Source organism: Paucibacter hankyongi, from assembly GCF_037482915.1.
Taxonomy (GTDB): domain Bacteria; phylum Pseudomonadota; class Gammaproteobacteria; order Burkholderiales; family Burkholderiaceae_C; genus Paucibacter_A; species Paucibacter_A hankyongi.
In genome coordinates, this window is record NZ_JBBHJX010000024.1 from 20,516 (window position 1) to 45,861 (window position 25,346).

The 25,346-nt window shown below is 62.0% G+C and carries 31 protein-coding genes; 11 read left to right on the plus strand and 20 right to left on the minus strand.

The genetic code is table 11. From position 1 onward, the window contains the following. The first annotated feature begins 209 nt into the window (after nt 1–209). From WG899_RS21155 to kce, 7 genes are all read left to right on the plus strand, one after another. A complete protein-coding gene (locus tag WG899_RS21155; protein WP_339597645.1) occupies nt 210–1,430 on the plus strand; it encodes a KamA family radical SAM protein in 1,221 nt (406 codons plus the stop codon). 157 nt (nt 1,431–1,587) lie between these two features. Next, on the plus strand, nt 1,588–2,631 hold the full coding sequence (gene kdd / locus WG899_RS21160; protein WP_339597646.1) for an L-erythro-3,5-diaminohexanoate dehydrogenase: 1,044 nt from the start codon (nt 1,588–1,590) through the stop codon (nt 2,629–2,631). 10 nt (nt 2,632–2,641) lie between these two features. Next, nucleotides 2,642–3,769 carry a lysine 5,6-aminomutase reactivase subunit KamB gene (kamB, locus tag WG899_RS21165; RefSeq protein WP_339597647.1) on the plus strand — a complete coding sequence of 376 codons (1,128 nt, stop codon included), beginning with the start codon at nt 2,642–2,644 and terminating at the stop codon, nt 3,767–3,769. Beyond that, nucleotides 3,750–5,339, plus strand: a complete 1,590-nt coding sequence (gene kamD, locus WG899_RS21170) for a lysine 5,6-aminomutase subunit alpha (protein WP_339597648.1) — start codon at nt 3,750–3,752, stop codon at nt 5,337–5,339. Before kamB ends, kamD begins: the two co-directional genes overlap by 20 nt. A gap of 1 nt (nt 5,340) precedes the next feature. Continuing rightward, nucleotides 5,341–6,168 carry a lysine 5,6-aminomutase subunit beta gene (gene kamE, locus WG899_RS21175; protein WP_339597649.1) on the plus strand — a complete coding sequence of 276 codons (828 nt, stop codon included), beginning with the start codon at nt 5,341–5,343 and terminating at the stop codon, nt 6,166–6,168. A gap of 12 nt (nt 6,169–6,180) precedes the next feature. Beyond that, nucleotides 6,181–6,597, plus strand: coding sequence for a 3-aminobutyryl-CoA ammonia lyase (gene kal, locus WG899_RS21180; RefSeq protein ID WP_339597650.1), 417 nt, complete (start codon nt 6,181–6,183; stop codon nt 6,595–6,597). Nucleotides 6,598–6,630: 33 nt separating this feature from the next. Then, nucleotides 6,631–7,452: a 3-keto-5-aminohexanoate cleavage enzyme gene (gene kce, locus WG899_RS21185; protein WP_339597651.1), complete on the plus strand. Its 822-nt coding sequence runs from the start codon at nt 6,631–6,633 to the stop codon at nt 7,450–7,452. 10 nt (nt 7,453–7,462) lie between these two features. On the opposite strand, the gene WG899_RS21190 is transcribed toward kce, so the two are convergent. From WG899_RS21190 to WG899_RS21215, 6 genes are all read right to left on the minus strand, one after another. Then, complete coding sequence (locus tag WG899_RS21190; RefSeq protein WP_339597652.1) at nt 7,463–7,912, minus strand: DoxX family protein; 450 nt, start codon at nt 7,910–7,912, stop codon at nt 7,463–7,465. A 151-nt stretch (nt 7,913–8,063) separates the two neighbouring features. Next, nucleotides 8,064–8,315 carry a YfhL family 4Fe-4S dicluster ferredoxin gene (locus tag WG899_RS21195; RefSeq protein ID WP_339597653.1) on the minus strand — a complete coding sequence of 84 codons (252 nt, stop codon included), beginning with the start codon at nt 8,313–8,315 and terminating at the stop codon, nt 8,064–8,066. A gap of 129 nt (nt 8,316–8,444) precedes the next feature. Then, complete coding sequence (gene coaD, locus WG899_RS21200; protein WP_339597654.1) at nt 8,445–8,957, minus strand: pantetheine-phosphate adenylyltransferase; 513 nt, start codon at nt 8,955–8,957, stop codon at nt 8,445–8,447. A 356-nt stretch (nt 8,958–9,313) separates the two neighbouring features. Then, on the minus strand, nt 9,314–9,871 hold the full coding sequence (locus WG899_RS21205) for a TlpA disulfide reductase family protein (RefSeq protein ID WP_339597655.1): 558 nt from the start codon (nt 9,869–9,871) through the stop codon (nt 9,314–9,316). A 72-nt stretch (nt 9,872–9,943) separates the two neighbouring features. Next, the gene (locus tag WG899_RS21210; protein WP_339597656.1) at nt 9,944–10,489 is read right to left on the minus strand and encodes a carboxymuconolactone decarboxylase family protein; all 546 of its coding nucleotides are present in this window, start codon (nt 10,487–10,489) and stop codon (nt 9,944–9,946) included. A gap of 64 nt (nt 10,490–10,553) precedes the next feature. Further along, nucleotides 10,554–11,222: a protoglobin domain-containing protein gene (locus WG899_RS21215; RefSeq protein WP_339597657.1), complete on the minus strand. Its 669-nt coding sequence runs from the start codon at nt 11,220–11,222 to the stop codon at nt 10,554–10,556. 133 nt (nt 11,223–11,355) lie between these two features. Between WG899_RS21215 and WG899_RS21220 the strand changes: the two genes are divergently transcribed. Then, entirely contained in the window at nt 11,356–12,225 is an 870-nt protein-coding gene (locus WG899_RS21220; protein WP_339597658.1) for an AraC family transcriptional regulator, read from the plus strand. Between the two features lie 212 nt (nt 12,226–12,437). On the opposite strand, the gene rsmD is transcribed toward WG899_RS21220, so the two are convergent. The 14 genes from rsmD to WG899_RS21290 form a co-directional block, all read right to left on the minus strand. Beyond that, the gene (gene rsmD / locus WG899_RS21225; RefSeq protein WP_444718885.1) at nt 12,438–13,064 is read right to left on the minus strand and encodes a 16S rRNA (guanine(966)-N(2))-methyltransferase RsmD; all 627 of its coding nucleotides are present in this window, start codon (nt 13,062–13,064) and stop codon (nt 12,438–12,440) included. Between the two features lie 2 nt (nt 13,065–13,066). Then, entirely contained in the window at nt 13,067–13,846 is a 780-nt protein-coding gene (hisF, locus tag WG899_RS21230) for an imidazole glycerol phosphate synthase subunit HisF (RefSeq protein WP_339597659.1), read from the minus strand. A gap of 75 nt (nt 13,847–13,921) precedes the next feature. Then, nucleotides 13,922–14,665 carry a 1-(5-phosphoribosyl)-5-[(5-phosphoribosylamino)methylideneamino]imidazole-4-carboxamide isomerase gene (hisA, locus tag WG899_RS21235; protein ID WP_339597660.1) on the minus strand — a complete coding sequence of 248 codons (744 nt, stop codon included), beginning with the start codon at nt 14,663–14,665 and terminating at the stop codon, nt 13,922–13,924. Between the two features lie 115 nt (nt 14,666–14,780). Next, nucleotides 14,781–15,428, minus strand: coding sequence for an imidazole glycerol phosphate synthase subunit HisH (hisH, locus tag WG899_RS21240; protein ID WP_339597661.1), 648 nt, complete (start codon nt 15,426–15,428; stop codon nt 14,781–14,783). 1 nt (nt 15,429) lies between these two features. Beyond that, nucleotides 15,430–16,029: an imidazoleglycerol-phosphate dehydratase HisB gene (gene hisB / locus WG899_RS21245; RefSeq protein ID WP_339597662.1), complete on the minus strand. Its 600-nt coding sequence runs from the start codon at nt 16,027–16,029 to the stop codon at nt 15,430–15,432. Beyond that, nucleotides 16,026–17,192 carry a histidinol-phosphate transaminase gene (hisC, locus tag WG899_RS21250; protein ID WP_339597663.1) on the minus strand — a complete coding sequence of 389 codons (1,167 nt, stop codon included), beginning with the start codon at nt 17,190–17,192 and terminating at the stop codon, nt 16,026–16,028. The genes hisB and hisC overlap by 4 nt, the downstream gene beginning before the upstream one ends. Further along, complete coding sequence (locus WG899_RS21255) at nt 17,189–17,641, minus strand: PIN domain-containing protein (protein WP_339597664.1); 453 nt, start codon at nt 17,639–17,641, stop codon at nt 17,189–17,191. The genes hisC and WG899_RS21255 overlap by 4 nt, the downstream gene beginning before the upstream one ends. Beyond that, entirely contained in the window at nt 17,638–17,862 is a 225-nt protein-coding gene (locus tag WG899_RS21260) for a CopG family transcriptional regulator (protein WP_339597665.1), read from the minus strand. The genes WG899_RS21255 and WG899_RS21260 overlap by 4 nt, the downstream gene beginning before the upstream one ends. 60 nt (nt 17,863–17,922) lie before the next feature. Continuing rightward, nucleotides 17,923–18,681, minus strand: a complete 759-nt coding sequence (locus WG899_RS21265) for a transporter substrate-binding domain-containing protein (RefSeq protein WP_339597666.1) — start codon at nt 18,679–18,681, stop codon at nt 17,923–17,925. Nucleotides 18,682–18,953: 272 nt separating this feature from the next. Beyond that, complete coding sequence (hisD, locus tag WG899_RS21270) at nt 18,954–20,261, minus strand: histidinol dehydrogenase (protein ID WP_339597667.1); 1,308 nt, start codon at nt 20,259–20,261, stop codon at nt 18,954–18,956. Nucleotides 20,262–20,278: 17 nt separating this feature from the next. Next, nucleotides 20,279–20,917, minus strand: a complete 639-nt coding sequence (gene hisG / locus WG899_RS21275; protein WP_339597668.1) for an ATP phosphoribosyltransferase — start codon at nt 20,915–20,917, stop codon at nt 20,279–20,281. 82 nt (nt 20,918–20,999) lie between these two features. Further along, complete coding sequence (locus tag WG899_RS21280; protein WP_339597669.1) at nt 21,000–21,266, minus strand: BolA family protein; 267 nt, start codon at nt 21,264–21,266, stop codon at nt 21,000–21,002. A gap of 37 nt (nt 21,267–21,303) precedes the next feature. Then, nucleotides 21,304–22,074 carry an ABC transporter permease gene (locus tag WG899_RS21285; protein WP_339597670.1) on the minus strand — a complete coding sequence of 257 codons (771 nt, stop codon included), beginning with the start codon at nt 22,072–22,074 and terminating at the stop codon, nt 21,304–21,306. After that, the gene (locus WG899_RS21290; protein ID WP_339597676.1) at nt 22,074–23,000 is read right to left on the minus strand and encodes an ABC transporter ATP-binding protein; all 927 of its coding nucleotides are present in this window, start codon (nt 22,998–23,000) and stop codon (nt 22,074–22,076) included. Before WG899_RS21290 ends, WG899_RS21285 begins: the two co-directional genes overlap by 1 nt. A 172-nt stretch (nt 23,001–23,172) precedes the next feature. On the opposite strand from WG899_RS21290, the gene WG899_RS21295 reads away from it, so the two are divergent. The 3 genes from WG899_RS21295 (at nt 23,173) to WG899_RS21305 (ending at nt 25,170) form a co-directional block, all read left to right on the plus strand. Beyond that, nucleotides 23,173–23,829, plus strand: a complete 657-nt coding sequence (locus WG899_RS21295) for a TetR/AcrR family transcriptional regulator (RefSeq protein WP_339597671.1) — start codon at nt 23,173–23,175, stop codon at nt 23,827–23,829. 13 nt (nt 23,830–23,842) lie between these two features. Further along, nucleotides 23,843–24,616 carry a tetratricopeptide repeat protein gene (locus WG899_RS21300; RefSeq protein WP_339597672.1) on the plus strand — a complete coding sequence of 258 codons (774 nt, stop codon included), beginning with the start codon at nt 23,843–23,845 and terminating at the stop codon, nt 24,614–24,616. Between the two features lie 197 nt (nt 24,617–24,813). After that, entirely contained in the window at nt 24,814–25,170 is a 357-nt protein-coding gene (locus tag WG899_RS21305; protein ID WP_339597673.1) for a hypothetical protein, read from the plus strand. Nucleotides 25,171–25,346 lie beyond the last annotated feature (176 nt).

Sequence of the window (25,346 nt, forward strand, 5' to 3'; positions counted from 1 at the left end):
CCTCACTTGGCTGGCTTGGCCCAGTTGGCCCCGTAGTAGATGTGACCACCTTAACACCACCAATCATTTTGCTCAGTTACGAGTCATTATGACCGACAGGATCCTGCATCTACAAACACATTGCATGTTTGTATCGGCCGAACTGATTTCTAGAATTTCAGCAATACCCATGGCCGCTGCAAGGCCTAGGCGACACGAGGAGACATACCATGCTGCAAAAAGTCATTGAAGTTCAGTCGGTCAACGCTGGTGTGACTGTCACGCCCCCCGCCTCCACACAGAAGCTACTGACCCGCGCGGAGCTGGATGCTTATGACCCACGTGCCGAGTCTTGGCAAAAGCAATTCGCGCGCCGCTACACCCATCACTCGGAACTGAATGGCGTCTTGAACGGGGTCGAAAACGTCGACGAAACCGTCTACAGCAAGTTCGCCGTGGCCCTGACGCCCTATATGGCCCAGCTGATGGACAAGGACGATCCGGCCTGCCCGATCCGCCTGCAATACCTGCCCAGCCACCACGAGCAAACCAAGCCCGGCTTTGCCACCATGCTGGACCAACTCGGCGAGGAAGGTGACACCATCCCCGGCACCAGCATCGTGCACCGCTACCCGCGCCGCGTGCTGTTCCTGGTCTCCAACACCTGCGCCACGCTCTGCCGCTTCTGCACCCGCAAGCGCATGGTCTCGCAGCCGGCCGGCTCGGTGCACAAGGACGAGATCGAAGCCTCCATTGACTACATCGCCGGCAACACCCAGATTCAAGACGTGCTGCTGTCCGGCGGCGACCCGCTGACCTTCACCGATGAGCGCCTGGACTACATCCTGGGCGAGTTGCGCCGCCGCGCCCCGCATGTGCGCTTCTTGCGCATGGGCTCGCGCATGGTGGTGCAGTTGCCAACCCGCATCACGCCCGAGCTCTGCGCCGTGCTGGAAAAGCACCGCGTGCAGATGATCAATATCCACATCAACCACCCGAAGGAAATCACCCCGCTGCTGCGTGAGCGGGTCAAGATGATCCAGAAGGCCGGCATCATGATGGGCCTGCAAACCGTTTGCCTGAAGGGCGTCAACGACGACGTCGAGGTGATGCGCGAGCTGTTCCTGCAAAGCATCGAAATGGGTGTGCGCCCCTACTATGTCTACTCGACCGATATGGTCGAGGGCGCCCACCACTTCATCGTGCCGCATCAGCGCATGATCGAGCTCTACGAAGGCCTGCGCGGCTGGATCAGCGGCCCGGCCGTGCCCACCTTTATCGTCGACGGCCTGGGCGGCTTGGGCAAGCTGCCCATCATCCCCAGCTATGTGCGCGAAGAAGAGTTGCCGGACGGTAGCGGCACCACGGTCAAATGCCGCAACTACGCCGGCAAGACGGTCGATATGCCGGGCCTGGGGCAGAACTACAGCCTGCCGACGCGCAGCAATTGAGCGCTTGCCCATCAGTGCTGCAATTTGGCGCTGACGGCAGACGCAAACAAGCACCATCCGCGGCCCAGCAGTGAAATACTGCAAAGCGTCGACAGCCTCGAAATCCACAGAGGCTGCCGACGCTTTGCGGCCATCCAGAACCCATCACGGACCTCAGATGATGACGAACCCCGGCTCTCCCTACGGCATCCACCGCGTGCTTGAACCCCAGGGCGTGCTGCCGCAAGGCGCATGGAAGATTTCCAATTCGATGGAGATCTTTGACAACGAAATCCTGATCGACGTGGCCGCGCTGAACATCGATTCGGCTAGCTTCACGCAAATCAAAAAAGAGGCCGGCAGCGACCCGGCTCGCATCGAAGCCGCCGTGCGCGGCATCGTCGAGCAGCGCGGCAAGATGCACAACCCGGTCACCGGCTCCGGCGGCATGCTGATCGGCACCGTGCTGCAGATCGGCTCGGCGCTGGCCGGCAAGATCGACCTGAAGGTCGGCGACAAGATCGCCACGCTGGTCTCCTTGTCCTTGACCCCCTTGCGCATCGATGCGGTCAAGAAAATCCATGTCGAGAAGGACCAGATCGAGATCGAAGGCCGTGCTGTCTTGTTCGAGACCGGCCTCTACGCCAAGCTGCCCGCCGACATCCCCGAGAACGTGGCCCTGGCCATCCTCGACGTGGCCGGCGCGCCCGCACAGACCGCCCGCCTGGTGCAGGCCGGCAACACGGTGGTGGTGATCGGTGGCGGCGGCAAGTCGGGCACGCTGTGTGTCTACGAGGCGAAAAAGCGCGTTGGACCGGCCGGGTGCGTGATCGGCGTCTCGCCCTTTGCCAAGGACTGCGAGCGCATGCGCGAACTCGGCTGGGTTGACCATGCCTTGCAGGTTGACGCGACCGATGCCGTAGCGCTGATGGAAGCCGTTAGCGGCGTCACCGGCGGGCGCATGGCCGATGTGGTGATCAACTGCGTCAACATCCAGAACACCGAGATGGGCAGCATCCTGGCCACCCGTGACGGCGGCAAGATCTACTTCTTCTCGATGGCCACCAGCTTCACCGCCGCCGCGCTCGGCGCCGAGGGCGTCGGTAAGGACATCGAGATGATTGTGGGCAACGGCTATGCGCGCGACCACGCAGCGTTCTCACTGGCGCTCTTGCGCGAAAGCCCGCGCCTGCGCCAGCTGTTCGAAGAGCTCTACGTCTGAGATCTGGGCCATGAAAGCAAACGATCGTTCGCCCTCGGCGCTCTGGAAGAGCATCCGCCAAGCCGGCATCGACACGCTGGCCGTGATGGGCATGGCCAAGAACACCGGCAAGACGGTGGCCTTGAACCATGTGCTGGCGCAGGCCCACGCGGCGCAGGTGCCGGTCGGCGTGACCTCGATCGGACGCGACGGCGAGGACCGCGATCAGGTCTTTCTCTTCCCCAAGCCGCCGGTATTGATTTGGCCCGGCAGCCTGGTGGCGACGGCACGCGACACCTTGGTGCGCTCGAAGCTGAAATTCAAGCTGCTGGGCGGCAGCGGCATTGATTCGCCGATGGGCGAGATCGTTATCGTCAAAGCCTTGGAGTACGGCGAGATGGAGATCGCCGGCGCCTCGCGCAGCAGCGATCAGCTCAGAATCATCCATCGCCTCAAACAAGCCGGCTGCGAGTTGGTCGTGCTGGACGGTGCGCTCGGCCGCAGCCACCACGCCTCACCGGCGATTGCCGACGGCGTGATCCTGGCCACCGGCGCGGCCATCGGCGGCGGCATACAAGATGTGAGCCGCAAGACCCGCGACCGCCTGGCCATTCTCGGCATTGCGCGTGTGCCGGCCGAGATTGGCGCGCGCGTCCAAGACGTGTTCGCGCAGGGCGGCGTGGCGCTCTGGGACGGCAGCGGTCAGCTGCTCTACCGCGCCGAGATCGCCAGCCTGAACGCGGCCTCGGTGCTGATGGCGCACGCCGACCGCGATGTGGCCACCATCGCCGTCAGCGGCGCGGTCGGCCGACAGCTGTGGAAGGCCATCGCCAGCTTGGCGGTGCTGCGCTCGGGCCTCAATATCGTGGTGGCCGACGGCACCAAGCTCTTCATCGACGCGCTCGATGTGCAGGCCTTGGCCAAGCAAGGCGCGCAGCTGTTTGGCTATCGCAGCATTCGCATCTTGGGCCTGACGCTGAACCCGTTCTCGCCGATGGGCGGCAGCTTCGACAGCGCCGAGTTCCTCCGCGAAGCCGGCCAGGCCTTTGCCGGCTACCAAGTCTGCGATGTGGTGCTTGAAGAACAACAGGCCGCGTCAGAACACACACAACAAATCGAACAAACAGGAGTCATCCACGATGTCGCAACTGCAACTTGACGCGAGTCAGATCGATCGCGCCCGCGAATCGGCGCGACGCATCGCGCGCAGCGTCTTTGACGAGATGAGCCAGTTCACCACCAGCACGGTGGAGCGCGCCACGCTGCGCCTGCTCGGCGTGGACGGGGTGGACGAAAACTATGTGCCACTGCCCAACCGGGTGGTCAGCCATTTGCAGGAGCAAAACCTGCTGCAACACGGCGCCGCGTGGGTGGTGGCCGGTGCCATGCTCGAGCAGGGCTTGACGGCCCAGCAGGTCGCCGAGGCCGTGTCCAAGGGCTCGCTGGTGCTCAAGCTACCCAAGGACGGCGAAGCCGCCCGCCGCGCCGCCGAGGCGCATGCCAAGACCATGTGCGAGCACATCGCTGCACACCGCCACTACCGCGCCGAAGAGATCAAAACCGTCGGCGAGGCCAAGACCCCTTGGCTCTACCTGATTGTGGCCACCGGCAATATCTATGAAGACGTGACGCAGGCCTGCGCCGCCGCCGAACAAGGCGCCGACATCATTGCGGTGATCCGCTCCACCGGCCAAAGCCTCTTGGACTATGTGCCTTATGGCGCCACCACCGAAGGTTTTGGCGGCACCTATGCCACGCAAGAGAACTTCCGCCTGATGCGCAAGGCGCTGGACGAGGTGGGCAAGAAGCTGAACCGCTACATCCGGCTAACGAACTACTGCTCCGGCCTGTGCATGCCCGAGATCGCCGCCATGGGCGCGATGGAGCGACTGGACATGATGCTGAACGATTCGATGTACGGCATCATCTTCCGCGACATCAATATGAAGCGGACCTTCATCGACCAGTTCTTCTCGCGCATGGTCAACGCCTACGCCGGCATCATCATCAACACCGGCGAGGACAACTACCTGACCACCGCCGATGCCTATGAGGCCGCCCACACGGTGCTGGCCTCACAGCTGATCAACGAGCAGTTCGCTTATCTCTCCGGCCTCAAGCCCGACCAGATGGGCCTGGGCCACGCGTTCGAGATCAACCCCGAGCTGGAGAACGGTTTCCTCTGGGAAATTGCACACGCGCAGTTGGTGCGCCAGGTTTTCCCCGATGCCTCGCTGAAGTACATGCCGCCCACCAAGCACATGACCGGCAATATCTTCAAAGGCCATATCCAAGACGCCTTGTTCAATATGGTCAGCAGCATGACCGACCAGAACATTCACCTCTTGGGCATGATGACCGAAGCCATCCACACGCCCTTTATTCAAGACCGCTTCTTAGCGATCCAGAACGCCAAGTATGTATTTGGCACGATGAAAGACCTGGGCTCGGAAATCGAGTTCAAGCGCGGCGGCAAGATCGAAGCGCGTGCTCAAGAGGTGTTGGCCGAGACCGAAACCATCCTGGCCGAGATCGAAAAAATTGGCTTGCCCTCCGCCATCAGCAAGGGCACCTTCGCCGAGATCTCGCGCACGCCCACCGGCGGAAAAGGCCTGGACGGCGTGATCGCCAAAGCCCCCGACTACTTCAACCCCTTCCCCCAACTGATGATGCCGGAGCTCAAGCAATTGCAGGCCCAGCAAGCACAACAAGCGCAGGGAGGACTGTGAGATGAGCGAACAACACAACACCCCCGCCGAGACCCACGACCAGATCCCCGCCCAATGGGTCAAGCCCTATGGCGACACGCTAGACGACGGCCGCGTGCAGGTCTCCTTCACCTTGCCGGTGCCCTTGGATGAGACCGCCAAGGAAGGCGCCAAAATGCTGGCCCTGCAGATGGGCCTGGAAGAGCCCGCCGTGGTGCACTCAGAAGCCATGGGCTCGGGCTTCTCCTTTTTCGTGGTTTACGGCCAGTGCAAGCACCGGGTCGACCTGAGCAAGTTGAAGGTCGCCAAGCCGGACTTCGAAGTCTTGGACAAGGACGGCGTCAACGCCCTGATCGCCGAGAAGATGGGCCGCCGCATGGTGGTGGTGGGCGCCTGCATCGAGACCGATGCCCACACCGTCGGCATCGACGCCATCATGAATATGAAGGGCTACAACGGCCACAAGGGGCTGGAAAGCTATCACGAGATCCGCGCCATCAATATGGGTGCGCAGGTGGACTCGGAGGAGTTGGTCAGCCGCGTGATCGAAGAGAAGGCCGATGTGATCTTGGTCTCGCAAGTGGTGACGCAGAAGAACATCCACCTCGACAACCTGACCAAGCTGAGCGACCTGCTGGAGGCCGAAGGCCTTCGCGACCAGGTGATCCTGATCGTCGGCGGCCCGCGCATTAGCCATGAGTTGGCCAAGGAGCTGGGCTATGACGCCGGCTTTGGCACCAAGACCTATGCCGAGGATGTGGCATCGTTTGCCATTCATGAATGGATCAAACGAGATGGTTCGCGGGGCAACCCGCAGTCAGCGCAACTGGCCAGCTCTGCCCCCAACTGATTAGGACGCGATATGAAAGAAGAACAAGAAATCACCAGCCTGATCCGCCTGCGCATGAGCGCACACGATGCCCATTACGCCGGCAATCTGGTTGATGGCTCGCGCATGCTGAATCTGTTCGGCGATGTGGCCACCGAATTGCTGATCCGCAGCGATGGCGATGAAGGCCTGTTCGTGGCCTATGACAAAGTCGAGTTCCTGGCCCCGGTGTTCGCCGGCGACTACATCGAGGCGACCGGCAGCATCGTCAGCCTCGGCAAGTCCTCGCGCAAGATGGTGTTTGAGGCGCGCAAGGTCATCAGCGCCGCCAACATCCCCGGCCAGGTTTCGGCCGCCGATGTTCTGGCCGAACCCATAGTCGTCTGCCGCGCCTCGGGCACTTGCGTGGTGCCCGTCGCCCTGCAGCGCGGCCCGGCCAGCAAGACCTAAGCTACCCAATGCCACCTAGCGCCACCTAATGCCATGGACAAGCTGATCATCACCGCCGCGCTGACCGGCGCCGAAGTCACCCGCGAGCAGCAACCGGCCCTGCCCATCACGCCTGAGGAGATCGCCGAGGCTGCCGCCGAATGTGCACGGGCCGGCGCGGCCATCGTTCATGTGCATGGCCGGCTGGCCGATGGCAGCTCCACGCAAGACAAAGAGGTCTATCGCCAGATCATTGAGAAAACCCGCGAGCGCTGCGATGTGATCGTGCAGGTCTCCACTGGCGGCGCCGTGGGCATGACGCCGCAGGAGCGGCTGGCACCGGTGACGCTGAACCCTGAGATGGCCACCTTGTCGATGGGCACGGTCAATTTCGGCGGCGATGTGTTCATGAACCATCCGGCCGATATGGGGGTCTTTGCCGCCGCAATGCAGGAGCACGGCGTCAAGCCCGAGTTCGAAATCTTCGACAGCGGCATGCTGACGACCACGCTGCGCTGGCTCAAAAAAGGCATCGTCCAAGGCCCGCTGCACTTCGACTTCGTCTTGGGCATTCCGGGCGGCATGGCGGGCACGCCCGAAGCGCTGATGTATCTGCGGTCGCAATTGCCTGCAGGCAGCAGTTGGACGGTGGCCGGCATCGGCGCGGCTCAATTGCCCCTGGGCGCCTTGGCCATTGTGCTGGGCGGCCATGTGCGCGTCGGCTTTGAAGACAACGTCTACTTCCGCAAGGGCGAATTGGCCCGCAGCAATGCGCAACTGGTCGAGCGCATGGCCTTGATCGCCCAGCAACTCGACCGCCCCGTGGCCACGCCCGACGAAGCTCGCGCAATGCTGGGCATCTGCAAGAAGCTCTGAGGCTGAAGGCCTACGCCTCTTGGGTTCGGCTCAGAGTTCGACCCAGAGGCCAATACCGGCTGGACCGATTCTCCCAAGCCACGGCCACAAAACAGGTGATCAGCAGCGCGCTGTACTCCCAGCCGTCAGAGCCGGGGCCGACCACAAAAAAACCGGCTTCACGATGGAAGATGATGATTCCGGTGAAGTAAATCACCGAGAAGGCGCCGCATAAGGGCCAAGCCATGATGCGCAGGGCCAAGAACACCGCGCCAAAGGTTTCGACCAGATTCACAACGCAGGCCAAGGCATAGCCACTGCCCTTGGGAAAGCCGCTCAACTCAAGGAGTTTGCCCATGATGGGCAAACTGCCCTCGTCATAACGGTACATTCCGTGGACAAAGACGATGGCGCACAAAACCAAGCGCAACAAGTCCGGGCCTAAGCGCGGCAAAGAGATGATCCGATTCAAGAACGACATGTGCTGTCCCATCAGTGCTTAAGTAAGAGCCAGGGCACATGCTAGAACTGCACCCGCGGCTGATCCAGACTCACTGAGACGAACGACGGCAAACAGGCATCCAATCGACGCCAAATCGAACTGGGGCTGGACGTTGGAGGGGCAGAGGCGCTCAGGCCAGCTGGGTCAGGCGCAAATACTTGCCCATCAAGGTCTCTTTGTCTTCCACATGGGCCGGGTTCACCGGAATGCAGGCGACTGGGCAGAGCTGCACGCACTGCGGCTCATCGAAGTGGCCCACGCATTCCGTGCACTTGTTGTGGTCGATCTGGTAGAACTCCTCGCCCATGGAGATCGCCTCGTTGGGGCATTCGGGTTCGCAGACATCGCAGTTGATGCATTCGTCGGTGATCATCAGCGCCATTGCGCACTCTCCTCCAAACCGACGAATACGGGCAGCGCTTGAAAGCGCAGCCCGCGCGCAAGGGCGCAAAGCATGCCTTGCGAATTCCCCTTACCCGTGTCCGTAATCATCAGAGCCATGTCAGTCCCCTCAGCTTTTCGCTTGCAAGCGCTGCTTCAAGCGCTCCAGCACCAAGGGTGACACGAACTTGGAAACATCACCGCCCAAGGTGGCAATCTCGCGCACAAAGGTGCTGGAGATGAACTGGTACTGGTCCGAAGGCGTCAGAAAAACAGTCTCGGCCTCAGGCATCAACTGACGGTTCATGCCGGCCATCTGGAACTCATACTCAAAATCGCTGACGGCGCGCAGCCCGCGCACCAGCACCGTGCCCTGATGCTCGGCCACAAAATTACGCAGCAGGCCTTCAAACGGCAGCACTTCCACATTCGGGTATTTGACCGCCAACTCACGCGCCATCTCCAAGCGCTCGGCGATGCTGAACATGGTTTTTTTGTGATGGCCAGCGGCCACAGCAATGATCAGCCGCCCAAACAAACGGCTGGCACGGCGCATCAGGTCTTCATGCCCAAGCGTCATCGGGTCAAAGGTGCCGGGGTAAACAGCGGTCAGCGCGGCGGAAGGAGCGGTGGCGGAGGTCACGCGGGAATCCAGGTGGAGGAGATGCCTCGATTATCCCTGCTTGGCGAACCAGTCGATGCCGGCGGCTCCGTGCCCATTGGCGAAACTCAGCGCCAAAGCTATGTTGGCAAGTTGCGACCCATAGCGGGCACTTGCGGCTAGGCAATGCGGTCGACCAAATCGACAACGCCCCGCCACTCGTTCAGCAGATTGGTGGCAGCGCGTTCCTGCAGTTCGAGGCGCTGCAGAACGGACGACTCTCGCAGTTGTCTGAAGTTGACGGGGGGCTCGAAGCCTCGGCGTCTCAGCACCGGCCCCGAACGGGTCCAGATCCTCGAAGGCCACACAGCGCATGGCGACGCGGCGCATGGTCTTGCCTACACGGCGCAAGCACCGTCCGCACAGACTGAGGCATCGGTCTGATTGATTGCCCTTTCGCCTGCATCAACCGCGGGCTGAGCAGGAGCTTCGGCCAGCAACTGGCCGAGGAGCGCGCCCAGTTGCAGGTCGTCGATCTGACCGAAGTGATTCAGACGAACGCGGCCGGCCCTGTCAAAGACCAAGACGCTGGGCGTTCCGCGCAGCCCATAGTCCTGCATCGTCATCGGCACACAAGCTCCAGGATCGGGCCGGTCGACACCGACGGGGAACGGGATCTGGTACTCGTGCAGGAACACGCGTAGCGCCTCGGGCCCCATCACATCGTGGTGCTCGAAGACAGTGTGCAGGCCGATCACCGCGACCTGATCCGGCGAAAGCAATCGGTGGATGCGCAAGGCCTGCGGCAGGCCATGCGACACACAGCCCGGGCACAACATCTGGAAGGCGTGAAGTACCACGACGCGTCCGCGCAGGCCATCCAGCGTCACCGGTTGCGGCGCGTTGAACCACAGACTGGTCTGCAGGGGCGGGGTTGTGAGGTCGCTGATGGTCATTTCAACTCCAAAGCAGGAAGGGCCCGGCGCGATGCCGCACCGGGCAGACGGCGATTGCTCTACGAAGCGGATTCAGGCGGCGCGGCGCAGTTTGACGGCCGGAAAGTCGACCGGTACAGCGAATGCGACATTGACGTAGTTGGTGAACAGGTTCAATGCCACGTGAGCCAGGATCTCGACGATCTCTTCGTCACCGAACCCAACCGTGCGCAGCGCCTGCACGTCGGAACCGCCCACCTGGCCGCGGTCATTGACGAGCTTGAGCGCGAAACTCAGCGCGGCCTGCGTCTTCGCATCGGCCGACTCACCCGATTGGGCGTGGTGCATCTCTTCGGCGCTGGCACCGGCCTTGCGGCCCAGGGCGGTATGGGCCGCAAGGCAGTAGTTACAGGCGTTGCGATCGGCGACGGCCACGGCGATCTGTTCGCCGAGCTTGGGCGCAATCACACCAGCGCCCAAGGCGCCGAAGGACGACCACATACTCTTCAGCGCGGCAGGTGAATTGGCGACGGTCCGGAACATGTTGGGCGTAGCGCCAAAAGCGCTGTGGATGGAGTCGAGCAAGGCCTTGCGGTCGGCGGTGGTGGCTTTGCGGTCGACGAGGGGGACTCGGTTCATGGTGCTTCCTTCAAATTAGGGTGGGGATCAACAATGGATGCCGGGACGGATCGGTTTCGAAGACTTAGAACTGTCCGTCCTTGATGTACGGATAGCTCCACAGGATGGACTGCAGCAGCACGGACTTGACCCATGCTGCGTGCATCTTCTCGACGTCGGCAGCCGAGGCGCCCTTCTTCGCCAGGAAGGGCTTGAGCGTGGTCGTGACGGGGATCGTCAAGGCAGACAGGTAACGGAAGTTGACGAGCGGTACGCTGTCGGCCTTGTCGGTCTTGTTCTTCTTCGGCGTGGTGTGGCGCAGGCCGATTTCGTATTGATAGTCGAGCCAGGCCTGGTCGTAGTTGGCGTCGGCCGTGTCGACGATCCATTGGCCGAAGCGCTTGCGCACGGACCCTAAGTAAGCACCGTCCGGAACGCCGGTCTTGTTGTTCTTGAAATACACGACCAACTCGGGCGTTGATGCGACGAAGCCGTACCAAACATCGAGGATGGCCTCGTGTTGGTCGGCCAGGATCACCTTGCTCATGCGCAGGTAGCGAATGTCCTCGTCGGTGAACAGCAGTGTCTTCTTCAGCGACTCCAGATCGGCCAAGGTGAACGGCGCCTTGGCCAGCGCCTTCTGACCCATGGTGTAGCCGGGGATGGCGGACGTCGATTGCGCGTTGGCGGTCGGGGCCGCGGCAACAGCCAGCAGGGCCGCCATTGCAGCGGCGATGAGCGAGTTGTGTTTCATGACTTCTCCTGATGCTTGGGGTTGGCGCGGCACCGGTGTGCCTGTGCGCTGGACGAGAGTGTTTCGTCAACGGCTATATGATTCGCCGCATAACGTCCATCAAAACATCCATTTCGTCCAGTCTGAAACAGCCATGCCTTCAACTTCAGCGGAGCCCGTGGACCGGCTCTCCGGGCTGCTCGAACGCTTTCGGGTGCGTGCACACCTGTTTCATGCCGGGCCCCTGTGCGGCGTCACGCACTTCGACGCCCAAGAGGGACGCGGCTTTCTGCATGTGTTGCGCCGGGGCGAGATGGTGGTGACGCACCGACTGCGCAGTGGCGCGCCACGCAAGATCAAGGTCACCGAGCCGACCCTGCTGCTCTACCCTCGTCCTCTGGAGCACCAGTTCCACAATGCGCCAACGGAAGGGTCTGATTTCGTCTGCGCGACCTTGGACTTCGAAGGCGGTGTCCGGCATCCCGTGGTGGCTGCGTTACCTCCGGTTCTCGTGCTGCCTTTGCACGCAGTAGACGGCATCGAACACACACTGGCCCTACTGTTCGACGAGACCGAACGTGTGCGCTGCGGACATCGTTTGCTGGCCGATCGCTTGTTCGAGGTGCTGCTCCTGCAGATCTTGCGCTGGCTGTTGGATCACCCCGGCGACGCCGGTATCACCGAGGGGGTCCTCTCCGGCCTGGCTCATCCCAAGTTGGCCCGCGCACTGACGGCGGTGCACGAGAACCCCGGGGCTGCATGGGCACTCGAGCCCATGGCCAAGGCTGCAGGCATGTCACGCAGTGCCTTTGCAGCCGAGTTCAAGCTTCAGGTCGGCATCACCCCGGCCGACTACCTGCTTCGGTGGAGGGTGTCGCTTGCGCAATCGATGCTGCTGGCGGGAAGCTCGGTCAAGCTGGCGAGCGAAAAGCTGGGCTATGCCAGTGCAGCGTCGTTCTCCCGAGCCTTTGTTCAGTCGGTGGGTCTATCGCCCAGGGCCTGGTTACAGGGCCGACAGGCTTGAGTCACCGCTATGCATCTGTCAGCGGGGCTTGAGCCAGGTGATCGAAGGTCGGCAAACGGGAGTGATGTGCGAAAGTCAGGATCGGGCCGTCTGTGCATATTCAGGGAGCCCGTGTGAATACCCGCACTGGGCACGATGCAGTCAAGGCTCTTGCCTTGACGACAAGATCACTCAGCTCGGCAAGCTACCCTGACCCCAAGAGGCAAGCCTGCTCATGCGCTCTTGCGTAAGAGCTGAAAGTGCACCGCTCCCGCTCGCCCAGAGCGCCAGGCTTCCAAGCCCAGTTCTGGCGGCGGCACGATCACTTCTGCTGCTTCCAGGTACACAAAGCCGCCGGGTGCCAACAGCGGCGCCGCTGCGCGCAAGGCCGGCAAGAACAAGTCTTGCTGAAACGGCGGATCCAGCAGGATCAACTCAAAACGGGCCGGCGCCGAGCGACCCATCCAACTCAGCGCATCGCTGCATTCCACGCGCAGATTGGCGGCCTTCAGGCGTTCGCGGCTGCTGTTCAGACTGCGGGCCAAATCGGCGTCTCGCTCCAACAGCAAGACCTCGGTCGCGCCACGCGAGGCAGCCTCAAAGCCCAGGGCGCCGCTGCCTGCAAAAGCGTCCAGCACACGCCAGCCATCCAGGTCTTGGCCCAGCCAGTTGAACAAGGTCTCGCGCACTCGGTCGGGCGTGGGGCGCAGACCCGGCTTGTCGGCCACCGGCAGTTTGGAGCGTTTCCATTGCCCGCCGATGATGCGCACCTCGCGGGCGGCCATGCGGGGGCCGCCGGCTGCTTTTTGAGTTTGAGCGGCGATGGCCTTGGCGGCGCCGCTGGAGCGGGGTCGATTCATGCTCAGACCCGCACCGGAATGCCGCGCGCGGCCATCAAGGCCTTGGCCTCGGCGACGGTGTGGTGGCCGTAGTGAAAAATGCTGGCAGCCAGCACCGCATCGGCGCCACCGATCTGCACGCCATCGGCCAGATCTTCAAGCGAACCGACGCCGCCGGAGGCAATCACCGGCACCGGCACCGCATCGCTGACAGCGCGGGTCAGCTCCAGATCGAAGCCGCTGCGGGTGCCATCCCGGTCCATGCTGGTGAGCAGGATTTCGCCGGCGCCGTACTCGGCCATCTGGCGCGCCCAGGCCACCGCGTCCAGGCCGACATTCTTGCGGCCGCCGTGGCTGTAGATATCCCAGCCGGGGCCACGTGCCGCGAGATCCTCACCTTGCCTGCGCTTGGCATCGATGGCGACGACGATGCACTGTGCGCCGTACTTGTCGGACGCATCCCGTATCACTTGAGGGTTAGCAATCGCCGCGGAGTTGAAGGACACCTTATCGGCGCCGGCATTCAAGAGCCGCCGCACATCGGCCACTTCACGCACGCCGCCGCCCACCGTCAGTGGGATGAAGACCTGCGAGGCCACCGCTTCGATGATGTGCAGAATCAAATCGCGCCCATCGCTGGTGGCGGTGATGTCCAGAAAGGTCAGCTCGTCGGCGCCCTGCTCGTTGTAGCGCGCGGCGATCTCCACCGGGTCGCCGGCATCGCGCAGCTCGGTGAAGTTGACGCCCTTGACGACGCGACCGCCGGTCACGTCCAGGCAAGGGATGATGCGTTTGGCCAGCATGGGAATAGCACTCTCGCGTTAAAACAAAAAAGGTCGTGCCGGGCACGACCTTGTTGAGCCAAGGGTCGAGGCGGCTCAGCCCAAAGAAAGCTCGTCAGCACGTGCCTGAGCGGCCGTCAGGTCCAGGTCACCGGTGTAGATGGCGCGGCCGCAGATCACGCCCTCCACGCCTTCGTCTTCGACGGCACACAAGGCTTCAATGTCCGCCATATTCGACAGGCCGCCGGAAGCAATCACCGGAATGCTCAGCGCCTGCGCCAGCTTGACCGTCGCTTCGATATTGATGCCGCTGAGCATGCCGTCGCGGCCGATGTCGGTGTAGATCACGCCTTCGATGCCGTAGCCCTCGAACTTGCGCGCCAGATCGACCACCTCATGGCCGGTCAGCTTGCTCCAGCCATCGGTGGCGACCTTGCCGTCTTTGGCGTCCAAGCCGACGATGATATGGCCACCAAAGGCGGTGGCCGCGTCTTGCAAGAAGCCAGGGTTCTTCACCGCAGCGGTGCCGATGATGATGTAGGACAGGCCGGCGTCCAAATAGCGCTCGATGGTGTCCAGGTCACGAATGCCGCCGCCGAGCTGCACCGGAATCTCGCCATTCACCTCGCGCAGGATCGCCTTGATGGCGCCCTCATTCACCGGCTTGCCGGCAAAGGCACCGTTCAGATCCACCAAATGCAGACGCCGCGCGCCAGCATCGATCCAGCGCCGGGCCATGGCAGCCGGGTCTTCGCCGAAGGTGGTGGAGTCATTCATATCGCCTTGCTTCAGGCGAACACAGCGACCGTCTTTCAGGTCGATAGCGGGGATCAGCAGCATGGCCGAGAGGGTGGGTTAGAAAGAAGGAGGTGGAAGGAGAGGGAGAAAAAAGCGGGGCCGAGTTTCAAGTGGTGAGTTCTGCGGGGCCTCAGCGCCGAAACCCGGGCGGGTTTCATCAAGGCTTCCAATGCAGGAAGTTGCGATACAGGGCGAGACCGAAGGCAGCACTTTTCTCGGGGTGGAACTGGGTGGCGAAAATGTTATCCCTAGCCAAGGCGCAGGTAAAGCGCAGGCCGTAATCGGTTTCACCGGCACTGTGGCGCGCATCTAACGGCGCCGCATAGAAGCTGTGCACGAAGTAGAAGTAGCTCTCATCCGGCACGCCCGCCCAGACCGGGTGCGTCAAAGTCTGTTTGACACGGTTCCAGCCCATTTGCGGGACTTTGTAGCGGCTGCCGTCGGGCTGGATTTGACCTTCCAATTGGAAGCGTTTCACCCGCCCCGGGATCAGCCCCAGGCCCGGCGTGTCTTGCTCTTCGCTGTGGTCCAAGAGCATTTGCATGCCGACGCAGACGCCCATCAAGGGCTTGTTGGCGGCGGCGTGCAGCACGGCATCTTGCAGGCCGGAGTCGCGCAGCTCGCGCATGCAGTCGCGCATGGCGCCCTGCCCTGGCAAGACCACCCGCTCGGCGGCATAGACCTCGTCGGGATTGGCGGTGATGACCACATCCAGCCCTGAGTCCTGCGCCACATGCAGCACCGCCTGCGAGACCGAGCGCAGATTGCCCATGCCGTAGTCGACGACGGCCACCGTCTTGTTCATATCAAAGACTGCCCTTGGTGGAAGGAATCACGCCGGCCGAACGCGGGTCCAGCGTCATCGCCATGCGCAGCGCCCGGCCAAAGGCCTTGAAGATGGTCTCACACTGATGATGGGCGTTATGGCCCTTCAAATTGTCTATGTGCAGCGAGACCAGGGCATGGTTGGAAAAGCCCTGGAAGAACTCATAGGCCAGCTGCGTGTCAAACGCACCGATCGCGCCGGAGGTGAACTTCACATCCATCTCCAAGCCTGGGCGGCCCGAGAAATCGATGACCACGCGGGACAGCGCTTCGTCCAAGGGCACATAGCTGTGGCCATAGCGGGTCAGGCCTTTTTTGTCGCCCACTGCCTGCGCCACCGCCAGGCCTAGCGTGATGCCCACGTCTTCCACCGTATGGTGGCCGTCGATGTGCAGATCGCCTTTGGCGTCAATGTCAAGATCGATCAAGCCGTGGCGAGCGATCTGGTCCAGCATATGGTCGAAGAATCCAATGCCGGTGTTCAGCTTGGCTTCACCGCTGCCGTCCAGATTGACGCGCACGGTGATCTGCGTTTCTTTGGTGTTGCGGGTGACTTGCGCAATGCGCTGACTTTCGCTCATGACAATGATTCCTCTAGTTGACCCCCAAGGTCGCCTTCCGGCGCCCCCCCCCCGGAGGGGGAGCAAGGAAGCTCGGGGCGGCCCAGCGCTTCCTTGAGTGCGGCCAGCATGGCCGTGTTTTCTTCAGCGGTGCCGATGGTGATACGCAGGCAATTGGCCAGCAAGGGATGGGCGGCCGATGAATTCTTGATCAGCACGCCGCGCGTCTTCATGCCGGCAAAGGTCTGCGCCGCATCCGCCACCCGAACCAGCAACATATTGCCCTGGCTGGGAAAGACCTGCACGCCGGGCAGTGCTTGCAAGGCCGCAAAGACCCGACCCCGCTGGGCGCGCAACTCGGTGGCCTGCTGCGCGTAGACCTCGGCATGCTCCAGCGCAAACAGGCCGGCCTCGGCGTTCAAGACGCCAATATTGAAAGGCGGGCGCAGCTTGTCAATCTCGGCGATCAAGGCCGCTTGGCCGATCAGGTAGCCGATCCGCACGCCGGCCAGGCCAAACTTGCTCATGGTGCGCATCACCAGCACATGCGGGTACTTTGACAGCAGCGCCATCGAGTCCGAAGCTGCGAAGGGCTGATAAGCCTCATCCATCACCACCAAGCCGGGCGCGGCTTCAATGATCTGCTCAATGGCGGCCATGTCCCATAAATTACCCGTCGGGTTGTTCGGGTAGGACAAATACACCAAGGCCGGCTGGTGAAGCGCAATGGCGGCCAACATGGCCGGCAGATCGAGTTCAAAGTCCTCGGCCCGCAAAGGTACGCCGACAAATTCAAGATTTTGATAACGCGAAGACAGCTCGTACATCACAAAGCTGGGCAACGGCGACAGCACCTTGGCACCCGGACGGCTGATGGCCATGCTGAGCATGGTGATCAGCTCATCCGAGCCATTGCCCAGAGTGATGGCGCAGCCAGCAGGCATGCCTGCGTGAGCGGCCAAGGCACGGGCCAGGTCTTGGGTTCGTTCGGCGGGATAACGATTGATCGCCACGGTGCCCAAGCGCGAGCCCAGCTGGGCCTGAAGTTCAGAGGACAGGCGGAAGGGGTTCTCCATCACATCCAGCTTGACCATGCCAGCGCTCGCAGCAACCGGGTAAGCATGCATGGCGCGCACATCGTCGCGAATGCAGCTCAGGGCTTGATTCAGGTCGGCGGTCTTCATGCGCTCAAACGCTCCGTTCCACACAGCTTGGGGTTGAGGATGGTGACGCTGTCAAACACCGCTTCATGCGCCAGATCGAGGCTCAAGAGCCAGGCGCAGCCTTGCGCCTTGGCGGCGGCGACGATCAGGGCGTCGGCATAAGGCAGGCCAAAGCGGCTCTCGATGGACCAGGCGCTCTCCACCGTGGCGTGGTCAATCGCCCAAGGCTGCCAGCGTTGATAGCGGCGCACTTCGGCGCGGGCATCGCCATTGGGCATGGCGGGCTGAATGCGGGTGGTGACCCAGCGGTAAAAATCGTTCAGCACCTGGGTCGAGACTCGGCCACTGCGGCGCACCCATAACTCACGCAACCAAGCCATGGCCTGTTCACGGGCCGCTTCATCGGCCCCATCTTCACTGAGGATCAGGACCGAGGTATCGACGAAGACCAGGTCGCGCGGTTCGCTCACTTAACCTCCTCGCCGCGCTGCGGGTAAGGCTGGCCGCTGGAAACCCAAGTGCGCTCACGGTGCACCCAATCCTGCAAGGCTCGCTCATAGGCGTCGTCATGGCGCATCTTTTCGGCCAGCATTTCGCCGACCAAGCGCGAGACGCTGGTATTGCGCCGCGCGGCCTCCAATCGGGCCCATTCGGCGACGCTGTCTTCCATGGTGACGGTGACGTTTTTCACATGGCCAGTTTACACGAAGTTCGTGCCACACGAACTTCGTGTCAGTTCAAGGCGAGTATTTCAGGGCAGGCGCCACAACTCCTGTCGCTGCAAGGGCGTCTGCTCGGGCAACAAAGGGTTGTGCAACTCGATCACATGGCGCTTGCGCAGGGCGGCAGCCCGAATTGCCGGCTCATGGGCTTTGGTGAACAAACGGTCGAACACGCCCTGCGCCAACAGTCGGTTCAAGCCCAACTCCACCAGGCTCGCCAGGCGATGGTCGCTCGGGCGCACAAAGAAATAGACCGCGGTGGGATAATGCAGCACCAGGTCCTGCTCGATGGCGAAGTGCTGACTTTGACTGGCCTGCTCCCAAGCGATCTCAAGCACCGAACGAGGGAAGCCTTGCGCACGCCCCGCCTTCAACATACTGAACAAGGACGCAAAAGTCGGGGCCGTGCCGACCTGCAAACCGTTGGCCCGCAAGATTTCGGTATCGGGCCAATCATGGCCTTGAATCAGGCTGAAACTACTCAGGTCCGCCAAGCTCCGCACGCCGCGCCAGGCTGCTTGCTGCCCCTGTCGAATCAGCAACAAACGCCAGCCATACAAGCCCTTGAAGATGGGAATGCGGATGGGTAGCAAGCTCTGCTCGCGCTGCACGCTGGTCATCGACCAGGCGATATGCAGCTCGTCTTGATTGCGTTCTAACTCCTTCAGCGAGCGGCTTTGCACCATCACATCACGTGATGCCTGCAATTCAATCTTCGCCCCGGAAGCCTCCAAGGCGAGCTTGAGCAACTGCAGAGGGAACCAAGTGCTCTGGTCGACATCCCGCATCGGCTTGGGGTAGAAGACCCGCAGCGGCGGGCTCAGCCCGGGTGCTGATGCAGAGGCTGATGTGGGCGATGACTCAGCGCCAAGCGCCCAATCGGCAGCAGACAGCAACAGAGCCGGAACAATAACGCGCCGGCTTAGTGCCATGTCAACGAACCCCTTCGCGCCGGCCTTGGCGCGTCAGCAGCGCAAACGCCCTGCGTCCATACAAGAGGCTGGGACTGGACTGCTGCGCTTTCATTGCATTAGGCTTCCGGTCAAACGCCGCAACTCGCTCAGCGCTTGAGGCGCATTTCCGCAGCGCGGGCATGGCCTTGCAGGCCTTCGCCATAGGCCAGCTCGGCTGCAATCGGGCCCAGCTTTTGCGCCCCGGCTTCGCTGACTTCGATCAGGCTGCTGCGCTTTTGGAAGTCGTACACGCCCAGCGGTGAGGAGAAGCGCGCCGTCCCCGAGGTCGGCAGCACGTGATTGGGTCCGGCGCAGTAGTCGCCCAGACTTTCGCTGGTGTAGGCGCCCAAGAAAATCGCGCCGGCGTGGCGCAGCAAGGGTTCCCACTTCTGCGGCTGCTCGCTGGACACTTCCAGGTGCTCAGGCGCAATGCGATTGGAAATCTCGCAGGCCTCTTCCATCGAGCGGGTAAGGATCAGCGCACCGCGCCCTTCCAGTGAGGCACGAATCACATCCTTGCGCGGCATCTCTGGCAGCAGGCGCTCGATCGAGGCGCGCACCAGAGCCAGATACTCGGCGTCGGGACTCAGCAAGATGCTTTGCGCCAACTCGTCGTGTTCGGCTTGGCTGAACAGATCCATGGCCACCCAGTCCGGCGGCGTTGTGCCATCGGCCAGGACCAAAATTTCACTGGGGCCGGCGATCATGTCGATACCGACCTGACCGAACACATGCTTTTTGGCGCTGGCCACATAAGCATTGCCCGGGCCGGTGATCTTGTCCACCCGGGGCACGGTGGCCGTACCGTAAGCCAGGGCCGCGACAGCTTGCGCACCGCCCAATGTGAAAGCCCGGTGCACGCCGGCCACATAGGCCGCCGCCAACACCAAGGGGTTCTTCTCGCCCTTGGGCGTGGGCACCACCATGATGATCTCGGGCACACCGGCCACCTGGGCGGGGATGGCATTCATCAGCACCGAGCTGGGATAGGCCGCCTTGCCACCGGGCACATAAATGCCGACACGGTCCAGCGGCGTGACCTTTTGGCCCAAGAGCGTGCCGTCTTCGTCTCGGTAGCTCCAGCTCAAGCCGCAAGCCTCTTTCTGGCGCTCATGGTAACTGCGCACCCGGGCGGCAGCGGCCTCCAGGGCCGAACGCTGGGCAGGGGTGATGGCCTCAAACGCGGCCTTCAATTCTTCGCGCGTCAGCTCCAAATCGGTCACGCTGGCGGCGCTCAAATGATCAAAGCGCTGCGTGTACTCCAACACGGCCACATCGCCCCGCGCCTTCACATCGGCCAGGATCTCGGCAACGCGACCTTCAATGGCCGCGTCGGTCTCGGCCGACCAATGCAGCACACGCTGGAACTCGGTTTCGAAGTCGGCGGAGGCGGTGCTGAGTTGGCGCAGGTTCATGGCAGCAATCGGTTTCTTCAGGCTTTGATGGCGGAAGCAAAGGCGTCGATCATGCGACGCAGCGGCTCACGTTTGAGCTTCAAGGCCGCCTGGTTGACCACCAGGCGCGATGAGATTTCCATGATGTGCTCCACCTCAACGAGGTGATTGGCTCGCAGCGTGTTGCCGGTCGACACCAGGTCCACGATGGCATCGGCCAAGCCGGTCAGCGGCGCCAATTCCATCGAGCCATAGAGCTTGATCAGGTCCACGTGCACGCCTTTGTCGGCAAAGTGCTGGCGGGCAATCTCGGTGTACTTGGTGGCGACGCGGATGCGCGAGCCTTGCTTCACCGCGGCGGCGTAATCGAAGTCGTCGCGCACCGCCACGCTCATGCGGCAGCGCGCGATATTCAGGTCCAGCGGTTGGTACATGCCGTCCACACCATGTTCGATCAAGACATCGCGCCCCACCACACCGAGGTCAGCCCCGCCCTGCTGTACATAGGTAGGCACATCGCTAGCTCGCACCAGCACCACCCGCACATCCGGGCTGTTGGTGCCCAGAATCAGCTTGCGCGAGGTTTCCGGATCTTCCAGCACCTCGATGCCCGCCGCTTTCAGCAGGGGCAGGGTTTCTTCAAAGATGCGGCCTTTGGACAGGGCTAAGGTAATCATCAACAGGGCACTCGCGAGGTTGGACTGCGCAGCCTAGGCTGCACAGGGGGTCAGTTCTTGCTGCGAAGAAGGTCTGGCTCGCTCAATGCGCCGAGGCTTGTGGCGTCGGGTCTGTGGCCCATTCGGCGGGCGTGAGCGTCTTCATCGACAAGGCATGGATCTGCTCGCGCATGCGCTCGCCCAGCGCCTGGTAGACCCGCTGATGGCGGCGTACCCGGCTCAAGCCTTCAAATTCCACCGAAACAATGGTGGCGAAAAAATGTCGCCCGTCGCCCTCAACTTGCAGGGTTTCACAGGTCAGCCCGGAGGCAATGTATTGCTGAACTTCAGCGGGTGTAGGGTCGGCCATAGTGCGGTGATTCTAGTTTGTGAGGTTCGAAGTACGGTCAGCTGCGGATCTTGTAGCCGCGGCGCAGCAGCTCCAATGCGATCGTGGCCACCACGCAAAAACTGGCACCGACCACGCCCAAACTGATCCAGGGCGACACATCGCTGACGCCGAAAAAACCGTGGCGGAAGCCGTCGATCATGTAGAAAAATGGGTTCAGATGGCTGACGCCCTGCCAGAACGCAGGCAGCGAGCCGACCGAATAGAACACGCCCGAAAGGAACGTCATCGGCATGATGATGAAGTTCTGGAAGCCCGCCAATTGGTCAAACTTTTCGGCCCACAAGCCGGCAATCAAGCCCAGCGTCCCCATCATCGCGGCACCCAGCAGCGCAAAGGCCACGATCCACAGCGGCTGACTGAGGCCCGGCGGGGCGAACCAGAAGGTCACCGTCAACACACCCAGGCCCACCGCCAAGCCGCGCACTACGGCTGCGCCCACATAGGCCACAAACCAGGCCCAGTGCGACAGTGGCGTCACCAACAGAAAAACTAGATTGCCGGTCACCTTACTCTGGATCAGGCTGCTGGAAGAGTTGGCAAAGGCGTTTTGCAACACGCTCATCATCACCAGGCCGGGAATCAAAAAGCTGGTGTAGCCAACGCTGCCGTAGACCTTCACATGGTCTTCCAACACATGGCCGAAGACCAGCAAATACAGCACGGCGGTCAGCACCGGCGCGGCCACGGTCTGAAAGCTAACCTTCCAGAAACGCAGCACTTCTTTGTAAAACAGGGTGCTGGCGCCCTTCAACAAAACGGCGCTCATCAGGCAGCCCCTTTCACGGAGTTCATTGGCTCTTCTTTTTGCATGATTTCGAGGAACACATCCTCCAGATCGGCGCGCCCAATCTCCAAATCTTCCACCGGGCAGTTGGCGGCGCGCAGCGTGGTGAGAATGCCTTCCACCTCAGCAGCATCGTGGGCCTTGATCTGCACGATGCGGCCGGTCACCCGGGAACGGTCCAACAAGGGGGCCGGCAACTGCGCGTCAGTCTTGAAGCGCAACATCGTCGAGGCCCGGCCCTTCAGCAGCTCGGACGTCCGCTCCAGCGCAACCACCCTCCCCTGCTTGAGCATGGCGATGCGACCACACAAGGCTTCGGCCTCTTCCAGGTAATGGGTGGTCAAGAGCACCGTGTGACCCTCGCGATTCAGGCGCGCGATGAATTGCCACAGCGTCTGGCGCAACTCGACGTCAACCCCGGCGGTCGGCTCGTCCAGCACGATCACCGGCGGCCGGTGCACCAAGGCCTGAGCCACCAGCACACGCCGTTTCATGCCGCCGGACAGCTGGCGCATATTGGCGCTCGCCTTGTCGGCCAGGCCCAAGTTCTCCAGCAATTCGTCGATCCAGGCCTCGTTGTTGCGAACACCGAAGTAGCCACTTTGAAAGCGCAGCGCCTCGCGCACATTGAAGAAGGGGTCGAACACCAGCTCCTGCGGCACGATGCCCAAGGCCGTTCGGGCCGCGGCGAAGTCCTTCACCACGTCGTGGCCCAGCACCTTCACCTGCCCACCGCTGGCCTGCGCCAGGCCGGCCAAAATGGAAATCAGGCTGGTCTTGCCGGCGCCGTTGGGGCCCAGCAGGCCGAAGAATTCGCCCTGTTGAATGTCAAAAGAGACCCCGTCCAAGGCCCGGACCTGGCCCCCGCGATAAGTCTTGCTGACGTTCTGAAAAGAAATGGCCGGCAAGGCGCCGGCAGCCGGGAGGACAGGAGATTGCATGCGCCGATTGTAGGAACAGCGATACAAACACGCTGCGCCAGGGTCTCTATCCGCCCCGGCCGCTGATCTATGGAGCCAAATCCCTAGGGAACTGAGCAAGCTTGATGCCAGAATCAAGACAGTAGGAGACAAGCCCCACATGGCCACCAAGAAACCGCCACGCCGAACAGCCGAACGCATCCTCGAAGTCACGCTGGACCTGTTCAATCGCTTTGGCGAGCCGAATGTATCCACCACGCTGATCTCGGCCGAGCTCGGCATCAGCCCCGGCAATCTGTACTACCACTACCCGGCCAAAGACGAGTTGATCAACTCGCTGTTCAACCGCTATGAGCGCGAGCTTTGCGAGTTGCTGGGCGCCGCAGAGAATGTCCGTCATGTGGAAGACGCTTGGTTGTTCTTCCACATGCTGTACGAGCTGATTTGGAAACATCGCTTCCTGTACCGCGACCTGAACGACCTGCTGTCAAAGAACCGGCGCCTGGAAATGCACTTTCAAAACGTGTTGAACCAGAAAAGCCTGGCCATGCGCAATGTGCTGGCAGGCTTGCAACATGGCGGCGGCCTGCAGATGGAGGCCCGCGAAGCCGCCCCCACCGCCAACGCCATGGTGGTGTTGCTCAGCTATTGGCTCAGCTACGAATATGTACGCGACCCACGCAATGCGCTGGAGCCCGAGCAGGCCAATGCCGCATTGATGCGCGGCGCTTTCCATGTACTGAGCTTGCTGCTGCCCTATCTGGAGCCGGAATCGAAGGAACATCTGTTCGCGCTTGCCAACAAGTATCAAACCTGAAGGAGACACCGCAATGGCCAAATGGACCGCCTTCCCGCACGACAACGCCGCATTTCAATACAACGCCGCCAGTCTGAAGAAAAACTGGGCCCGCCTGCACGCCGGCGACGCCGAGCCCTGGCCCAAGGACGCGGCCGTGGTGGAAGCCTGGATTCACTTCCATGCGGGTGACTTCCAAAAGGCCTATGAGGCCGGCCTCGCCGCAGGCAACGCCGGTGTGACCGTGGCCAACAAAGCCCAGGCCATCTACGCCAACTACCTGGAGAAGAAAGAAAAGGTCAAGTTGGAGATGTTCCTGGAGGTGGCCGAACGCGCCGCCGCCCTGCAGGCCGAGGAGCCCAAGAATCCGAATGCCTACTACTGGCAAGCCTATGCAATTGGCCGTTATGGCCAGGGCATCAGCGTGGCCAAGGCGCTGGCCCAAGGCCTGGGCAGCAAGGTCAAGAATGCGCTGGAAACCACCATCGAGTTGGCCCCCAAGCATGCCGACGCCCACATCGCGCTGGGCGCATTCCATGCCGAGGTGATCGACAAAGTCGGCAAGCTGCTGGGCAAGACCCAAGGGGCCGACACGGCCACCGGCCTGAAGATGTTCGAGCAAGCGCTGAAACTGAACCCCGGCTGTGCCATCGCCATGATCGAACGCGCCAATGGTCTGGTGATGCTGGAAGGCGACAAGCGCATGAAGCAGGCCGAAGCGCTGTATGCCGATGCGGCAGCCTGCGAGCCCATGGACGCAATGGAATGCCTGGACATTGCCATGGCCCGTGAAGAAATGGAAGATTGATTCGGGCCGCACGAAGTCCCGCAAGGGCGTGCGATTGTTCACACTTAGGATCTGAAAAGGGGGGCATACCCCCCGCACTTGCGGTTGGCCAAGGCGCCCCCGGCTGCTTTAAGCTGGAGGCACCGAAACGGCCCGCACAGCCGTCGACACAACTCCGGGATTACCCTGGATTTTTGCAACACACGAGGTTCAACACCATGAAGCGCATCCTGATTTCCCTGATCCTGGCTCCTTTGGCTGCAGCCTCGTGGGCCGGCGGCCCTGAAGTGACCGCCTTGCGCGCCGAATGCGCCGCCAAGATGGGCGCCGCCGCCGACGTCAACTCAGTGGCTGCCAGCGAATACCAATTCGTCTATCGCAAGGGCGAGTACCGCGGCGAAAAGCAAAACGGCAAGACCGTGGCCTGCAATGACTCCCAGTACAGCGCCTTCCTGGCCAGTGCCGACCCAACCCGCGTGATGTCGGCCTACCCGACAGCCGCAGGCAAGCCAAACATCAAGCCGAATCTGAAGCCCAACCTGGCCGACCAAGCCACCAAGGTGCCCGCCAAGTAATTGGCCGGCTGGCATCGTCATCTAAGGGCGCCTGAGGCGCCCTTTTTCATTCTGTCGTCCATTGTTGCCACATCGCCAACTTTGCACTTGCGCGACCGGCACTGCAGCCCAGGCAGCCGCCTGGCTCATGGCTCGGGGGCCGTCACTGCGTGCCGGCTTCCCTGCGCTGCTCGCAT

Coding starts and splice junctions, on each gene's coding strand:
- WG899_RS21155 (WP_339597645.1), top strand. CDS start 210: ATGCTGCAAAAAGTCATTGAAGTTCAGTCGGTCAACGCTGGTGTGACT.
- kdd (WP_339597646.1), top strand. CDS start 1,588: ATGATGACGAACCCCGGCTCTCCCTACGGCATCCACCGCGTGCTTGAA.
- kamB (WP_339597647.1), top strand. CDS start 2,642: ATGAAAGCAAACGATCGTTCGCCCTCGGCGCTCTGGAAGAGCATCCGC.
- kamD (WP_339597648.1), top strand. CDS start 3,750: ATGTCGCAACTGCAACTTGACGCGAGTCAGATCGATCGCGCCCGCGAA.
- kamE (WP_339597649.1), top strand. CDS start 5,341: ATGAGCGAACAACACAACACCCCCGCCGAGACCCACGACCAGATCCCC.
- kal (WP_339597650.1), top strand. CDS start 6,181: ATGAAAGAAGAACAAGAAATCACCAGCCTGATCCGCCTGCGCATGAGC.
- kce (WP_339597651.1), top strand. CDS start 6,631: ATGGACAAGCTGATCATCACCGCCGCGCTGACCGGCGCCGAAGTCACC.
- WG899_RS21190 (WP_339597652.1), bottom strand. CDS start 7,912: ATGTCGTTCTTGAATCGGATCATCTCTTTGCCGCGCTTAGGCCCGGAC.
- WG899_RS21195 (WP_339597653.1), bottom strand. CDS start 8,315: ATGGCGCTGATGATCACCGACGAATGCATCAACTGCGATGTCTGCGAA.
- WG899_RS21205 (WP_339597655.1), bottom strand. CDS start 9,871: ATGACCATCAGCGACCTCACAACCCCGCCCCTGCAGACCAGTCTGTGG.
- WG899_RS21210 (WP_339597656.1), bottom strand. CDS start 10,489: ATGAACCGAGTCCCCCTCGTCGACCGCAAAGCCACCACCGCCGACCGC.
- WG899_RS21215 (WP_339597657.1), bottom strand. CDS start 11,222: ATGAAACACAACTCGCTCATCGCCGCTGCAATGGCGGCCCTGCTGGCT.
- WG899_RS21220 (WP_339597658.1), top strand. CDS start 11,356: ATGCCTTCAACTTCAGCGGAGCCCGTGGACCGGCTCTCCGGGCTGCTC.
- rsmD (WP_444718885.1), bottom strand. CDS start 13,064: ATGAATCGACCCCGCTCCAGCGGCGCCGCCAAGGCCATCGCCGCTCAA.
- hisF (WP_339597659.1), bottom strand. CDS start 13,846: ATGCTGGCCAAACGCATCATCCCTTGCCTGGACGTGACCGGCGGTCGC.
- hisA (WP_339597660.1), bottom strand. CDS start 14,665: ATGCTGCTGATCCCCGCTATCGACCTGAAAGACGGTCGCTGTGTTCGC.
- hisH (WP_339597661.1), bottom strand. CDS start 15,428: ATGAACAAGACGGTGGCCGTCGTCGACTACGGCATGGGCAATCTGCGC.
- hisB (WP_339597662.1), bottom strand. CDS start 16,029: ATGAGCGAAAGTCAGCGCATTGCGCAAGTCACCCGCAACACCAAAGAA.
- hisC (WP_339597663.1), bottom strand. CDS start 17,192: ATGAAGACCGCCGACCTGAATCAAGCCCTGAGCTGCATTCGCGACGAT.
- WG899_RS21265 (WP_339597666.1), bottom strand. CDS start 18,681: ATGCGGGATGTCGACCAGAGCACTTGGTTCCCTCTGCAGTTGCTCAAG.
- hisD (WP_339597667.1), bottom strand. CDS start 20,261: ATGAACCTGCGCCAACTCAGCACCGCCTCCGCCGACTTCGAAACCGAG.
- hisG (WP_339597668.1), bottom strand. CDS start 20,917: ATGATTACCTTAGCCCTGTCCAAAGGCCGCATCTTTGAAGAAACCCTG.
- WG899_RS21280 (WP_339597669.1), bottom strand. CDS start 21,266: ATGGCCGACCCTACACCCGCTGAAGTTCAGCAATACATTGCCTCCGGG.
- WG899_RS21285 (WP_339597670.1), bottom strand. CDS start 22,074: ATGAGCGCCGTTTTGTTGAAGGGCGCCAGCACCCTGTTTTACAAAGAA.
- WG899_RS21295 (WP_339597671.1), top strand. CDS start 23,173: ATGGCCACCAAGAAACCGCCACGCCGAACAGCCGAACGCATCCTCGAA.
- WG899_RS21300 (WP_339597672.1), top strand. CDS start 23,843: ATGGCCAAATGGACCGCCTTCCCGCACGACAACGCCGCATTTCAATAC.
- WG899_RS21305 (WP_339597673.1), top strand. CDS start 24,814: ATGAAGCGCATCCTGATTTCCCTGATCCTGGCTCCTTTGGCTGCAGCC.